Annotated in this window: 12 protein-coding genes; 7 read left to right on the forward strand and 5 right to left on the reverse strand. The window is 37.5% G+C overall.

What is annotated here, in order from left to right; genetic code table 11:
- Positions 1–107 precede the first annotated feature (107 nt).
- On the forward strand, positions 108–2,027 hold the full coding sequence (locus MHH44_RS07415) for a penicillin-binding transpeptidase domain-containing protein (RefSeq protein WP_340798174.1): 1,920 nt from the start codon (positions 108–110) through the stop codon (positions 2,025–2,027).
- A gap of 84 nt (positions 2,028–2,111) precedes the next feature.
- Here the strand turns inward: MHH44_RS07415 and MHH44_RS07420 are convergent, their stop codons facing one another.
- Both MHH44_RS07420 and MHH44_RS07425 read right to left on the reverse strand, forming a co-directional pair.
- Positions 2,112–2,843 (reverse strand): metal-binding protein ZinT, encoded by a 732-nt coding sequence (locus tag MHH44_RS07420; protein ID WP_340798175.1) that lies wholly within the window; start codon positions 2,841–2,843, stop codon positions 2,112–2,114.
- 95 nt (positions 2,844–2,938) lie between these two features.
- Positions 2,939–3,949 (reverse strand): DUF2332 domain-containing protein, encoded by a 1,011-nt coding sequence (locus MHH44_RS07425; RefSeq protein WP_340798176.1) that lies wholly within the window; start codon positions 3,947–3,949, stop codon positions 2,939–2,941.
- Positions 3,950–4,060: 111 nt separating this feature from the next.
- Here MHH44_RS07425 and MHH44_RS07430 point away from each other — a divergent pair, with 111 nt between their 5' ends.
- Complete coding sequence (locus MHH44_RS07430; RefSeq protein WP_340798177.1) at positions 4,061–4,945, forward strand: LysR family transcriptional regulator; 885 nt, start codon at positions 4,061–4,063, stop codon at positions 4,943–4,945.
- A gap of 255 nt (positions 4,946–5,200) precedes the next feature.
- Here MHH44_RS07430 and MHH44_RS07435 read toward each other — a convergent pair whose 3' ends face one another.
- On the reverse strand, positions 5,201–5,662 hold the full coding sequence (locus tag MHH44_RS07435) for a DUF2691 family protein (RefSeq protein WP_340798178.1): 462 nt from the start codon (positions 5,660–5,662) through the stop codon (positions 5,201–5,203).
- A 333-nt stretch (positions 5,663–5,995) separates the two neighbouring features.
- Between MHH44_RS07435 and MHH44_RS07440 the strand changes: the two genes are divergently transcribed.
- From MHH44_RS07440 to MHH44_RS07460, 5 genes are all read left to right on the forward strand, one after another.
- Positions 5,996–9,607 (forward strand): dynamin family protein, encoded by a 3,612-nt coding sequence (locus MHH44_RS07440; protein WP_340798179.1) that lies wholly within the window; start codon positions 5,996–5,998, stop codon positions 9,605–9,607.
- 14 nt (positions 9,608–9,621) lie between these two features.
- Positions 9,622–10,422, forward strand: coding sequence for a sulfurtransferase (locus tag MHH44_RS07445; protein WP_340798180.1), 801 nt, complete (start codon positions 9,622–9,624; stop codon positions 10,420–10,422).
- Between the two features lie 143 nt (positions 10,423–10,565).
- Positions 10,566–11,372: an MBL fold metallo-hydrolase gene (locus MHH44_RS07450; protein ID WP_340798181.1), complete on the forward strand. Its 807-nt coding sequence runs from the start codon at positions 10,566–10,568 to the stop codon at positions 11,370–11,372.
- A gap of 391 nt (positions 11,373–11,763) precedes the next feature.
- Complete coding sequence (locus MHH44_RS07455) at positions 11,764–12,384, forward strand: DUF47 domain-containing protein (RefSeq protein ID WP_008404805.1); 621 nt, start codon at positions 11,764–11,766, stop codon at positions 12,382–12,384.
- A 17-nt stretch (positions 12,385–12,401) separates the two neighbouring features.
- On the forward strand, positions 12,402–13,418 hold the full coding sequence (locus tag MHH44_RS07460; protein ID WP_008404804.1) for an inorganic phosphate transporter: 1,017 nt from the start codon (positions 12,402–12,404) through the stop codon (positions 13,416–13,418).
- Here the strand turns inward: MHH44_RS07460 and MHH44_RS07465 are convergent.
- Together MHH44_RS07465 and MHH44_RS07470 are read right to left on the reverse strand one after the other, a co-directional pair.
- Entirely contained in the window at positions 13,398–13,640 is a 243-nt protein-coding gene (locus MHH44_RS07465; protein ID WP_340798182.1) for a hypothetical protein, read from the reverse strand. The two genes, MHH44_RS07460 and MHH44_RS07465, sit on opposite strands and share 21 nt — an antisense overlap.
- Positions 13,641–13,715: 75 nt before the next feature.
- Positions 13,716–14,531: a S1C family serine protease gene (locus MHH44_RS07470; RefSeq protein WP_340798183.1), complete on the reverse strand. Its 816-nt coding sequence runs from the start codon at positions 14,529–14,531 to the stop codon at positions 13,716–13,718.
- Positions 14,532–14,893: the final 362 nt, after the last annotated feature.

A 14,893-nucleotide genomic window follows, 5' to 3' on the forward strand; every position in this document is an offset into this window, starting at 1 on the left:
ATAAATAGAAAGATGAGTATTTTAAATTTTTCTAAGTAACGGTTTCACTTATTGTTGCTTGAATAGAAATTCGCTTTTATTCATAACGTGAATATTGAGGTGATTTTTTGAAGTGGATTTCAACTATTTCTAAAAATAGATTGAGGTTAATCTTTGCGGCTTTTATACTTTTCGGCGTTATCGTTTTTATAAGACTGTTTTATGTGCAGGTTATTCAGCATGATAAACTAACTGAACTTGCAAAAACGAATTGGGATCGGGAAATTCCGTTTACTTCAGAACGGGGAGAAATTACGGACCGTAACGGTGAAGTTATTGTTACAAACGAATTGGCTCCAACACTGTATTTCATGCCAACACAGAATGATAATATCGAAGAAGCTGCAAATCAAATTGCAGATGTGCTAAATTTGGATGCAAAAAGATTATTCGAAAAAATGAATTCTAAAAGTTACCTGGTCAAACTTGCACCAGAAGCGAAAAATATTTCATACGAACAGGCGGTTAAAATTCAGGAATTGAAAATTGACGGACTCTATAGTGGTGTAGATTATGACAGGAGTTATCCGTACGGTAACTTGTTATCCCGACTAGTCGGATTTACTGGATATGATTCACAAGGACTTGCAGGAATTGAATATCAATATGATAAACTATTAACTTCAAAAGATGCAGCGATCAAGTTATTTACGGATGCAAAAGGGAAGGCATTACCCCATGTGAATGATGAATGGCGGGAAGGGAAGCAAGGAGCAACGGTAGGTTTAACAATTGATTTAGAAGTTCAGAAAGTAATAGAACGGGAACTATCACAAGCTATGACAAAATATAATGCGGAACAGGCACTAGCTATTGCGATGAATCCTAAAACTGGTGAAATTTTAGCACTTTCTTCATATCCTACATATGATCCATCAAAGTTTGAAGAAGTAGAATCATCCATTTACAATCGAAATTTGCCGGTATGGATGACTTATGAGCCAGGGTCAACGTTTAAGATTATAACATTGAGTGCCGCTGTTGAAGAAAATGTAGTGAATCTGGAAAAGGATACTTATTTTGATAAAGGTTACACAATGGTGGAAGGTGTGAGACTTCGCTGTTGGAAACGCGATGGTCATGGAGAGGAAACGTTTCTACAAGTCGTGGAAAATTCCTGTAATCCAGGATTTATCGAGCTTGGGCAACGAGTAGGTGCTGACAAGTTAATGAAGTACATCAAGAACTTTGGGTTCGGTAAAACAACAGGTTCTAATATTGCCGGAGAAGCGTCTGGTATTTTATTTTCTGAAGAGGCATTTGGACCAGTTGAACATGCCACCACTTCTTTTGGGCAAGGTATTTCGGTGACACCAATTCAACAAGTTCAAGCAGTTGCTGCTGCGGTAAATGGTGGAAAACTGTTTACACCGTATGTTGTTTCAAAAGTCTATAATCCGGAAAGTGGAGAAGTGGTTATCGAAAATAAACCGAACTTAAAACGTAATGTGGTCAGTGAGGAAACTTCTAAAATAGTAAGAGATGCGCTGGAGTCTGTTGTAGCAAATGGGTCAGGGAGAGCTGCATACCGGGATGGACTTCGAATCGGAGGGAAGACGGGTACTGCTCAAAAAGTCGAAAATGGACGTTATAAAGATGGGGACTATATTGTATCATTTATTGGTTTCGCACCAGCAAATGATCCGGAAGTTGTCGTATATGTTGCGGTTGATAGTCCAAAAGGGGAATTGGTATTCGGCAGTACAATTGTAGCGCCGATTGTTGGACAGATTATTGAAGATATTGCACCTATTTTGGGAATAGAAAAAGATCGGGAAGGTCAATTAGAAAAGCAATATCGTTGGGGTGATAAAATTACAGAGCGTGTACCTGATTTAGTAGGTGTACCAGTTAATGAAATTATGGAGTTGGAATATCCTTATCAGATCGAAGTACATGGTGAAGGTGAGACAGTAAAAGCGCAGTTACCGGAGCCTGAAAGTGTATTGGAACTGGATGGCACTCTTCATCTTTATTTAGAAAAATAGATAGATAAATTTAAAAAATTATTGAAAACAACCATTTCCTCAAAGGGCAAATGGTTGTTTTTTGCTGATTTCTAATGAACTATATTAGTGGGCTATCATCTCGTGTGCAATCTCATGGCCATCCAATTGCGAAGGGTAATAGGTTGGCCAATTCGTTACTTCCTTTAATAAGGCTTCACGGTCATCACCCCAGTAGATGTGGTAATGCCCCGATTTTTGAGGCGCAATAATATGATCACTGAACTGAATATAAGCAGGTACTCCTTTTTCATCTCCCACATGTTTAAAAATAAACCGGACTCCGCGATTACCTTTTTCATACGTTAAAATTTCAAATCCATCATATTTATATTCTCCTTTGTGGGCGTGACCGTGATCATAATATGTAACAAAATTATCCTCTATTACAATACGGTCGGTAGTTGTTTTATAGCCTATTTCATAATAATCTTTAAACTCCTCAAAGCTTTTGCTGCCATCCTGGGAAGCCTTATGTTCAAATACTTCATCTAATGTGCCATCCTGCAAATATGGATAGACCGATTGCCAGTCACCGGCCCAATCGCTTAATGGACGATCTTGTACTTGTTCATCTTCGAAATAGCCGTTGTAAATTTCTTTTTGTTCCTCGTCGGATTCATGCTGATGTTCATGGTCATGGTCGTGTTCTTGTTCTTGTTGACTTTCATGTTCTTTTGCAGCTTCTCCCTTTACTTCAATAGAAGCGGTATTCTCCTTTTCGTCGGTATTTCCTGCACAACCTACCAGCATGAAGCTAAATGCCAGCATACTTAACCAATTTAATTTCCTTTTCATAACTTACCTCCTAAATAGTAACTGTTACGATTTATAATATTATATAGTTGACCCTTGCTTGTCAATGATAATCGTAATAATTACTATTTAAGGTTTTAATTCCAGCTGAAAAACTTCACATGCCCGTCTGTATCTTTTAGTGATTTGACGGTTTGAATTACACCACCGGCAATGTAATCCACATGTAAATCAGCATCATCCATATTGTTATAAATGTGATAGATGCTTTGAATATGGCTTAGTTGCTGCAGCATTGTCAGTAATTCCGTTTTTAATTTTGAGGGAAACTGATTTGCCACATGTGTGTGGAAAATAATAATCTGGCTACCTTTAAATTCATGATTATCAAATAAAGGGGGAATAACCTCTCTAAAATCACCAGTTAGTAAAAGCTTTGAATATTGCCGGTGAATCGCCCTTGCTTTCTCTAAATTTTCTTTCCGTATAATTTGTTCGGGCCAAATTAAACTTTTCAGCCATAAATATTCTTCGGAATCTTGTAAATCTATAATATTTAAATCGATTCCAATGCGGTATAAAATGTCCAAGTTTTTTACAGAAGTTATAGAAGTGCCGTAGTTTTTAGCAAAAAGAGTGAGAGGGCTATTTTCATTACCAAATGTGATCGGCGGTTCTTGCTCGATTTCATACCGATACCCGTCTAAATTAAGCAAAAGTCCTGCACTTGTACCGATTTCCAATAATGTTAACGGAAGTTCCACTTCTTCGGCTATTTCCGAGAAAATCGGGAAAAGATAGCTGGCTCGCTGTACTTCATTTGTTTGAACGGATTTTGTATGAAACAACTGCAACAGTTCATCTGAATGTGTTAAACAGAAATCGATGAGTAATTGAAAGCTTGCTTCCAAATCCACTTCGAAAGGACTTTCGAATATTCGTTTCAAAGGGGTTTCTTTTTGTACGGATAAATACTGCACAGACCCAAAAAATAAATTAGGCTTTGGCTGCGTCTCCGGAATATGCATAATGAGATTTAATAGTTGCTCATTTGTCATAATCCTTTTACACCAATATTCGTAAAGTTGACTATTGTTTTTTGCTTCATGGCTGGCGAAACGTCCGAAAGCGGCGACTAGTTTTTCCATTTGAAACACCTCATTTCGTGTATTGCTTACAGTGTATAATAGACTTACAATTAACGGAATTAATGAATTTTAATGTATTTGATTATTAATCTTAATAAGAGGGTGATGAACATGGATATCAAGTGGCTAAAAACATTTATAGCAGTTGTCGAAGAAGGGAGCTTTCGAGCAGCAGCAGAAAAACTGTTTATTTCTCAACCAAGTATCACTGTACATATGAAGTTATTGGAGGAGCATTTACGGGTTCAATTGTTTCACCGGGAACATACAAAGGTTAAGGTATCTGCAATTGGCGAAAAATATTATCCTATGGCCAAAAAACTTGTGGCTCAAATAGAAGCGAGTACAAAAGAAATTCACCTTGAAACACTAAATCCGGCTGTTCCATTAATAATTTCAGTTTCACCCGCCTTGCTGTATACGAATCTATTAGATCGAATACATGATTTTATTGAATTGCATCAACAATACATTGTAGAAATTGTTATGGAAGATCAGGTACAGTTAGAAAGTGCACTAAAAGGACAACAAATAGATGTAGCACTAGGTTTACACAAATTTATTTCTAAAGAGTTTCATTCGGAGCGTATTGACCGTTCACCATTAAGACTGGTATATTCTTCTAAATTACAGCTCATGGAAAAGCAGTTGGATTTACAGCTTAAAGCACTTTTTAATGAGCATCCGCTTTATATAGGTTATTTAAATGAACATATTCCTGTAGTTGAATGGTTAAATAACGAGTACGAGATAAAGAAATTCAACAAAATAAAGGATGTTATTTTTGCTATAAAATTAATTAAGGAAGGTTTAGGTATCGGGCTATTGCCTGAAAGTTTAATTTCAGAGGAAATTGAAGCGGATTTATTAAGGGTAGTGGATATAGGTCCGATTGGGACTATTAATCCAGTTGATATTTATATGAGCCACTTAAGAAATTCTATTAAAATTATTCCTTTGACGAGTTTTATCCGAAATAGTTTACTGGAAAATTGAGGAGAGGGGGAGCATAGTTTGTTTTTTAAAAAAATGACAGACATTGAAAAAAGAAATAGTAAAAAAGCTGCGCAGTTTGGATTTTTTTTTATTCGGTTACCCTACTTGCACATTCTATCTATTCATACATAAACAATGCTGATTTAAATAGTTCATTTTATATTTTAATGGCGGGACTGGTCATCTTTTTTATTTGTGAATTTATATTTAATAAAAAAAGGTGAAACAATAGAAATTATGGCTTCACATATTTATTTAAAATGAGGTCAATGTTGTACGAAGGTCATTCTCATCCGTTATGTACGCTATATTTTCGTACCTATTCTGAACCGCTTTTCTGTAAATCCGTTCAGTTACATGTTGATCTTTTACATAGATCGTTACATAGGCACTATCAACAATTAAAAGAACGATTTCACACTGGCAATTAAGGAACTCTTCATATGTAGCAATGTCCTGCACATGTAATTTATCTTTAAATGCTTTTAAGTCTGCAAATAGTACATAATAGTCTTTTACGGAAATTCGGTTATACAGTTCTTCACCGGTATATGTATAAGGCTGCGGGAACATGGCTTCATCCAACTGATTATTTTCAATATAATATGCTTCTTCGGCTTCTGATTTCCAAAAGTAATCCCTTATGTCGATAGCTTCTAAAATTTCATATAAATATCGGCCATGCCGGTTCGGTATCTCAAAGGATAAACCTCTCATTGCTTCGTCATCTCCTACTTCTCAATTGTTTAAATAAGTCCCCATTTGCTGCTCCAATCTTTTTATTTTCTCATTATACTGATATTATGTTGGGTAATGATGAGTTTTTGTGATTTTTAATAAAACGGACATGATGATGCGTTTAATTGAGTATAATAACCTGGTTATTCCGAAATAGCAATTCAATTAAGGAAAAGTCAATATTTAACGAAAATATGCAGAAAACAATAATTTTAAAAAAATACTAGCCGATTTTATTGACTGGGCATGGTACTATAGAAATGTGACGAATTTAAGGCAAAAAGATATAAATTGATATAAAGGGGTCGTAATATGACGATGTTTGACGAGAAAATTCAGGGATTGTTACAGCAATCGGCATTACAATACATAATTTATAAAGAAAATGAAGATACAGAACGAATTGAAAAGCTCCATCTGTTTGCACGAAAGCTTTTACAAAAGGAATTTGTCATCGGTTTTGCCGGTCACTTTTCCGCGGGTAAATCGAGTATGATCAATGCGCTGTCGGGGGAAAACATTTTAGCAACAAGCCCAATTCCGACAAGTGCGAACATTGTTAAAGTGCACAAATCGGATGAAGATTTTGCGATTCTTTATTTGCATAATGAAAAGCCGGTAAAGTTTGAAGCGGGCTATGATATTAAACAAGTAAAAGAATTGAGCAAAAACGGCGAATTGGTATCACAAATTGAAATCGGACATAGTACTTCAAGCTTGCCTGAAGGGGTAACTGTTATGGATACTCCGGGTGTTGATTCAACGGACGATGCACATGCGATGAGTACGGAGTCTGCCTTGCATATTGCCGATATGGTGTTCTACACAATGGACTACAATCATGTGCAATCTGAGCTGAACTTCCAATTTACAAAACAGTTGATGAAATACAATCCGAATGTGTATTTAATCGTCAATCAAATTGACAAGCACCGTGAAGCGGAACTTTCGTTTGAAGATTTCAAGCAATCAGTTCATAACTCATTTGCGGCATGGGGTGTTTACCCGAAAAATATTTTCTTCACATCATTACGTGAAAAAGAGCTTCCGAACAATGATTTTGATCAAGTGAAAAAAATCGTTATGGATTCGATGAATGACTGGCAGGAACAGCTGATTTTAACAGCAGAAAATACACTGACAAAGCTGCAGCACGAGCATGAAGCGTATTTGGAAGAGGAGAAGCAAGACCGCTTCACAACATATGCTGAACTCGTTTCTGAAGATGACTGGCAGCACCGTGATGATATTTTAGAGCAATATGAAAAACTGACGCGTCAAACAGAACTTTTCTCGTTTGATGTATTTGATATGCAGTTTGATGAAAAACGTAAAGACTTGCTTGCAAATGCTGCAATTATGCCGGCGGATGTCCGTGATAAACTGCGTGCCTATTTAGAAAGTCAACAAGATGACTTTAAAGTAGGCGGACTGTTTACTGCGAAAAAGAAAACAGCGGAAGAGAAAGCACGTCGTCAGGAAGATGCATATGCAGGCTTTAACCATGTTGTCCAATCACAAATTACAGGTCATATTAAAGCATTGATGAAGCAAGCGTTAAAAGATGTCGGTGCATTGAATGACGAACGGGCAGCAAGTATTGATAAGAAGGAATTTAATTTTCCGTTCTCGATTATTGAGGAACAAGTTCAAAAAAGCGCGGTTATTACAGGAGATGCGGTACTAAACTTTGCGAATCGAGTTTCTGAGGCGACAAAACGATACTTTGTCCAAACAACAGATGCATGGAAACTTGAACAAAAAGAAACATTGGAGCAAGTAGCGCGTGAAGCGGCAGCGCCTGTTAAACTGAAAATTAATGCAATGTCCGAAAAAGTGAATGCGCTTCAGCATATTATGCAAATCGAGAAATTCCAGGTGTTCAACAACACATTAATGAAACAAGTTTCCAATGAAATTCGCGCAGAATCCAAAATTTATTTGGAAAATTGGAAGCGCGAACATGAGCAGGCATTGAAAGATATTCGTCCCTTTGATGAATCGATGCTGCAGTTAAAAAATCAGGAAACAGAAATTGCTGCTGAACAAACAGAGGAAAAAGCGGGAACAGGATTAAATGTTGACACGGTAACCGAAAAAGCATTGAAAACAGCGCATATTATTAAAGATGTACAAGGCTTTAAAGAAGTATCGAGCTTCTTGACAAAAAAAGTGGAACGTCTGCAAAAACGTGACTTTACGATTGCCTTATTCGGTGCATTCAGTGCGGGTAAATCAAGCTTTTCGAATGCTTTGATGGGAGAGCGTGTATTACCTGTATCACCAAACCCGACGACAGCGGCAATAAATAAAATTCGTCCTGTCACACCGGAACATCCGCACGAAACAGCAGATGTTCATCTGAAAAATGAAGCACAGCTACTTGAAGATATTCAAGGCTCATATGCAGCAATTGGCATCCAAGTATCATCTTTAAAAGAAGCGTATGATCGTGCAGAAGAAGGATTGGCTGTTCCATTAACAGATGAGCGCCTGAATGTTCATAAATCCTTTATCCGTGCTTATTCGGAAGGTTATGAAACATTCATCACAAAACTTGGAACGACATTACGGGTTAATCGTCATGATTTTGAAAAATACGTGGCCCAGGAAAACCGTTCTTGTTTCGTAGACAATATTGATTTCTACTTTGATTCACCACTTACGCGTATGGGTGTAACGTTAGTAGATACACCAGGTGCAGACTCGATCAACGCACGCCATACAGGTGTAGCGTTCGATTACATTCGAAATGCCGATGCCATTCTTTTCATAACATACTACAACCATGCATTTGCAAAAGCGGACCGTGAGTTCTTGATCCAATTAGGTCGTGTTAAAGATGCGTTTGAACTGGACAAAATGTTCTTTATCGTGAATGCCATTGACTTAGCTTCGACAATGGAAGAAGAGGAAGAAGTAAAAGGCTATGTTCGTTCAGAACTTCAACGCTTCGGTATCCGTTTCCCGAGACTTTACGGAGTATCGAGTTTACTGGCGTTAAAAGAAAAGCAGGAGCAGCTCGAACATCAGTCGGGTATGGCACCATTTGAAGATGCATTCCACCACTTCCTAAATGACGAACTGATGGGTATTGCGGTTCAGGCATTACAGGAAGAAGTGGAGAAAACAGAAGCACGCCTAAATGATTTAATTACACAAACAGAAGAAAACTTGAAACGTAAAGATGAACGACTTGAAGAATTGGCTCATTTGGAAAAGCTAGTACGTTCCAAATTCCAGACAACCCAAACAGCGATGATTGAAAGTGAGACAAAGCAAGAACTGGAGGAACTGTTATATTACGTACTGCAACGTGTGTACTACCGCTATCCAGACTTCTACCGTGAAAGCTACAATCCGTCCACTTTTGCGCAAATGCCGGCACAGCAAGCATTGCAAACAGCATTAAAAGAAGTGCTGCAGGCGTTAAGCTTCGACTTCGCTCAGGAGTTGCGGGTAACGAATTTCCGTTTAGCACAATTTGTCGAGAAGAAAATGAAAGAACTGTTCAAAGAGGAATCGCGTGAATTAAAAGAACTAAACCCAAGCTTCGCGTTTTTAAGCTATGAATCAAAAGAACCTGAAATTTTGGATTTTACAGGTCCATTTTCAGATCCAGCACCATATGAAGGGGTGAAATCCCACTTTAAAAATGTAAAAGCATTCTTTGAAAAGAATGAAAAAGAGCAATTGCGTGATGCGCTGGAGCAACTAACAAAACCAAATGCGCAAAACTATCTGGATGAGGAAAAAGCTAAAATTATGGAGTGGGCAGCAAGCCATATCGCCATTGAAGCAGAAGGATTGCGCCAGCATATGCTTGAACAGGCAGTCGAGCAGATTGAGACAGAACGTTTATTACTTCAGGAAGAAAGTCGCTTAGCTGTTTGGAAGGATATTTACGCGCAACTACAAGCGTAAGGAGGATCTTTTTAATGACGAATATTTTTGTGACCGCAAATCGAATGGAAAGAACAGGTCGGTTGATCGATACAAGATTTGATATGAGCAATGTAGAGTCAGGCAGAAAGATGTATGAAGAGGGCCATATTGAAGGGGCGGTATACTGGGATTTAAATACCGATCTGTCAGATTTATCGAAACAAGAAGGCCGACATCCGCTTCCTGAAAAGGAGCAGCTTCAGGCTTTGTTTGAAAAGCACGGTTTAAATTACAATGATGCCATCTATATTTACGATCAAGGGGCGGCAGCAAATGCAACACGCGCCTGGTGGATATTGCATTATGCAGGCTTCAAACATGCATATGTCGTTAATGGCGGTTTTGAAGCACTGAAGGAAGCAGGATTCCCTGTAACGACAGAAGTACCAGTATTTAAGGAAAGTAAGGTTGATATACAGTGGAATGATGATATTTTATTAAAACGTCAGGATATTCTGCATATTATTGAAGGCAAGCGAAAAGCGACATTAATTGATGCCCGCGCACCGGAGCGTTACCGTGGTGAAACAGAGCCGTTTGATAAAGTGGCAGGACATATCCCGACAGCAAAAAACTATGATTGGGAACAGTTGCGTAATGGCTCTGAATTGGTAATTACGTCTTCTCTCCTCAAGGAAGTTCCAAAAGATGAGGAAGTAGTTGTGTACTGCGGGTCAGGTGTTACTGCTACACCGGTATATACAGTATTAAAGGAAGCAGGCTATCAAAATATAAAAATTTATATGGCAGGCTATAGTGATTGGGTACATCATCACTCTGTCGAAAAAGGTTGACACTGCTTAACAGGCTGTTATGTAAACAAGTTTTACATAACGGCTTTTTGTCGTACAAAAATTTAACAAAGAGTTGGGTCTAATTTCCAATATTTATGATAAAGTGGTATTGTAGAAAAATAACGGTCAAAGGAGTGAGAAATGTGTTTTTTAAGAAAAAAATAGAGCTGAGCGAAAAGAACGGTGTGAAAATGATCAATGGATCTGTCCAGTTTCAAGCGGTTTATTTAAATGTACATTGTTTTGAAGTGGACGGTATCCTAATTGATACAGGTTCTGCATCGCTTCTTAAGCAGTTTAAGCCCTTTTTTGAACAGATGGACGTTGACCGGATTATGTTGACTCATTATCATGAAGATCACTCCGGAGGCGCTCATTTTTTACAAAAAGCATATAAATTGCCGATATTTATGCATCCGCTCAACATAGAAGAATGCGGGAAGAAGGCAAGCTATCCTTTATATCGTAAGCTTTTCTGGGGGGCAAGGCTGCCGTTTCTTGCACAGCCTGTCGGAGATTCTTTTTCATCTAGAACGACGAATTGGAAAGTAATTGAAACTCCCGGACATACAGAAGACCATGTTGCCTATTTGAATGAATCGACAGGTCAACTCTTTACAGGTGATCTGTATGTGACACCGAAAACAAAAGTAGTCCTGCGTGAAGAAAGTATTCCTCAAATTATCCGATCGCTGGAGAAAGTATTAACGTATGATTTTCTTGAAGTGTATTGTAATCATGCGGGATATATTGAAAACGGAAGAGATGCTTTAATGCGAAAACTTCATTACTTAAAAGAGCTAAGTTATAAAATAGAAATGATGAACGAAGAGGGCTTGACCACTTCCGAAATTACATCACAGCTTTTCAGTAAAAAGTATCCGATTACAAAACTGTCTTTAGGTGAATGGGACGCAGCACATATCGTATCTTCTGTCCTAAACAAATAAGGAAATAGGTTCATCGTCTAGTAAGTAGAAACTTACTAGGCTTTTTTTAATGAAAATTGAAGGTGAAAAAATAACTTTTATGAAACTTAAAATTTACATTAGCTTTACAATTAACATGACATAAAAATGGGTACTGAAGAATAAAAGTGAAATTTTATTAGCAATGCTGTCGAAAGAGCCGGAAATAGGCACTATATTAATAAATTTCGGTTAGTTTCAGAATATTACATTAAATATCGACTGAAATTAACCGGATATGTTAAAAAAGTTATGTTTCACAATTGTAAAGCTTTTGTAAATAACATAAATTAATGTTGAAGATATTGAAAAATCGGTGTTATGATAACCTAGGTTTTAATTTACAAACTTCATTTTAGGAGGATTTTATTCGATGTTCAACTCAAAAAAACCAGATCCATTTTTTGAAGGATTATTAAATATTGCAAAAAATGTACAACAAGGTGCCAACTATGCAAAAGAATCGACAATTACTACAGTATCAGAACTGAAACAAATTCAGATTAAAATGAAATCATATGAAACAGCGGGAGACAAGCTGATCCATGAATTAATCGTTAAATTAAACGATTCGTTTATGACACCTATTGAGCGTGAAGATATTTTATCATTAGCCATTAAATTGGATGATATTCTGGATGGCATCGAAAATACAATTGCCCACTTTGAAATGTACTCATTTACAGAAGTAAATCAGTATATGCGCGACTTCGTAGACTATATCGCTAAATCATCAGATGAAGCTGTAAAGGCGATGGAATTATTAAATAAAAAAGACTTAATCGGTATGCGTCAACATGCCATCCTGATTAAGGACTATGAGCGTGAATGTGATGAAATTTTCCGTAAATCCATTACTGAACTATTTCAGATTGAGAAAGATCCAATTCGCTTAATTATCTTTAAAGATTTATATGAGCAGTTAGAAGAAATTGCAGACTACTGCCAAAATGTAGCGAATACAATCGAATCAATTATTATGCGAAATGCATAATGAAAAAGGAGTAAATTATGGATACGTTATTAATCATTACCGTACTCGTTGTCATCTTTGCGCTGGCATTCGACTTTATTAACGGTTTCCATGATACAGCGAATGCAATCGCCACATCTGTATCGACACGTGCATTAAAACCTCGTGTAGCTGTTCTGTTAGCGGCAGTGATGAACTTCGTAGGTGCGATGACGTTCGTAGGTGTAGCAAAAGCTGTAGCATCTGGAATTGTGGACCCGTTCTCTTTAAACGCATTTGAAGGGGATACAACAGGGTCTGTAGTAATATTGGCAGCATTATGTTCTGCCATCACATGGAACTTATTAACTTGGTATTTCGGTATTCCATCAAGTTCTTCCCATACACTGATCGGCTCAATTGCTGGTGCAGCAGTTGCCTCTGCAGGTATGAATATTTTAAACTATGAAGGCTTCTTTAAAATTTTACAGGCGTTAATTATTTCGCCGATTTTAGCATTGACTCTTGGTTTTATCGTCATGAAACTATTCAAATTTATTTTCCACCGTTCACCATTATATGGGACAACGAAAGCATTCCGATTAACGCAAATCGGTACGGCGGCGTTACAATCGTTTACACATGGTACGAACGATGCTCAAAAAGCGATGGGTATTATTACAATGGCTTTAATCGCAGCAAACTGGCAATCGACTGATGAAGTTCAGGATTGGGTACGTTTTGCCTGCGCACTGGCGATGGGTCTAGGAACGTCAGTAGGCGGATATAAAATCATTAAAACAGTCGGCGGTAAAATTATGAAAATCCGTCCGGTTAACGGGGTAGCGGCTGACTTAACTTCTGCATCAATTATTTTTGGTGCAACAGTCATCGCATTACCAGTTTCGACAACACATGTAATTTCTTCTGCAATTATGGGTGTTGGTGCAGCTCAACGTGTGAAAGGTGTTAAATGGGGAATGGCGCGTAAAATTGTAATCACGTGGTTTATCACATTGCCAATTTCCGCATTAATGGCCGCATTATTCTACTTCTTAATTAGCCTGATTTTCTAATTTTAAAACGGCGCTCAATGATTGAAATTGAGCAGCCGTTTTTTGCTGTTTTGGTGAGGTGGCATTTTCTAATAAACCTGCAGGATGTGCTAATATAGAGCGAAAAGTTCTAATATAACACGGAGTTTCTAATAAAAGGAACGTTTGTTCTAATATGAGCGATTGATCTTCTAATAAACGATATGAAAGTTCTAAAATAGTATCCAACTCTTCTAATATCATTCACAAAAGTTCTAATATACTGAACTGCCCCGCGATGGTTCCGAAACCTTTAAGCTGAGTGATCGACTTTCCTTATCACTTCAAATAAGTTTGAAACAGCTCATGCACATTTTCAATCGGGATAAACAATCCGACTTTCCCGTGACCTTCACGAGTACCTGTTGCAAACACAACGCCGATTACATGTCCGTTTTCATTGATGACCGGGCTACCGCTGTTTCCGCGATAAACAGGAGCATCCATCATAATGATATCGGGCTGGATGTCAGCAGCAGTCGTATAGCCAATAACCGTTCCTTTATTTGCAATCCCGCTAAATGCAAGCGGATTGCCGATAAAATAGACAGGCTCATTTTTACGGAAATCGCTCGTTGGGGAAAGTGACAGGAATGGCAAGTTTTCCGCATCCACTTTCAACAGTGCGAGATCATATTTTTCATATGTTTCAACTACTTCAGCTTTATAGAGTGAGTCATCAGGAAAGACAACGGTAATCGTCAATGCATCCTCAATGACATGATCATTCGTAATTATGTAGCCATTATCCGATACCGCAAATCCTGTTCCTTTTCCGGAGTCGGTATCAATTGTGACAACAGATTGTTTATATGTTTGGATATTTTCCTGATTTGATAATTGTGCCGATACTTTTAAAAATTCGATGGCAGGAATGGAATACACATTGAAAATCACAGCAAACGTGCTAAAAGCTAATGTTAATGCCATCAGCCATACTACAATCCGAACAAATGGTTTTTGCTTTTTCGGTTTTTTCGGCTGTGGGTTTAACCGTTCCTCTCGTGCTTTTGCAAGCGCCTTTTCCTGTTCTTCCAAAACAAGTTCCAAAAATTCATCTTCTGTCAGTTCCTCGGTATGTGTTTTTTCTGTCATTGTGTTCCCTCCGTTATGTATAAGTGTAACAAATGTACGCGGAAATGGAGACAAAAAGTGCTGTTCAAATTTTTTTTGTGAAGTTTGTGAAGTGTTTCATATTACTAAATTGAAAATACTTCGTGCAATTCATCACATACTTCACCTTGATAAAGCGCGGTTTTGAAAATGACAGCCCTTACATTTATTATTATAGAATAATTGATTGTGTTTAAAATCACAAGTTAAATAAGCGTTTGCTAATCGTTATAAACGTTGTTATATCAATGTTTATAGAGTATTTTAAGAACTTATTATAAATTCCGAAAGCTATTGTTGACAAAATAAAAGGTAGAGGTTAACATTCGTAATTACAAAGGACT

Origin of the sequence: Solibacillus sp. FSL K6-1126, assembly GCF_038003445.1 — a bacterium.
Taxonomy (GTDB): domain Bacteria; phylum Bacillota; class Bacilli; order Bacillales_A; family Planococcaceae; genus Solibacillus; species Solibacillus silvestris.

Coding starts and splice junctions, on each gene's coding strand:
- MHH44_RS07425 (WP_340798176.1), bottom strand. CDS start 3,949: ATGGAAAAACTAGTCGCCGCTTTCGGACGTTTCGCCAGCCATGAAGCA.
- MHH44_RS07470 (WP_340798183.1), bottom strand. CDS start 14,531: ATGACAGAAAAAACACATACCGAGGAACTGACAGAAGATGAATTTTTG.
- MHH44_RS07435 (WP_340798178.1), bottom strand. CDS start 5,662: ATGAGAGGTTTATCCTTTGAGATACCGAACCGGCATGGCCGATATTTA.
- MHH44_RS07445 (WP_340798180.1), top strand. CDS start 9,622: ATGACGAATATTTTTGTGACCGCAAATCGAATGGAAAGAACAGGTCGG.
- MHH44_RS07430 (WP_340798177.1), top strand. CDS start 4,061: ATGGATATCAAGTGGCTAAAAACATTTATAGCAGTTGTCGAAGAAGGG.
- MHH44_RS07440 (WP_340798179.1), top strand. CDS start 5,996: ATGACGATGTTTGACGAGAAAATTCAGGGATTGTTACAGCAATCGGCA.
- MHH44_RS07420 (WP_340798175.1), bottom strand. CDS start 2,843: ATGAAAAGGAAATTAAATTGGTTAAGTATGCTGGCATTTAGCTTCATG.
- MHH44_RS07460 (WP_008404804.1), top strand. CDS start 12,402: ATGGATACGTTATTAATCATTACCGTACTCGTTGTCATCTTTGCGCTG.
- MHH44_RS07455 (WP_008404805.1), top strand. CDS start 11,764: ATGTTCAACTCAAAAAAACCAGATCCATTTTTTGAAGGATTATTAAAT.
- MHH44_RS07465 (WP_340798182.1), bottom strand. CDS start 13,640: ATGATATTAGAAGAGTTGGATACTATTTTAGAACTTTCATATCGTTTA.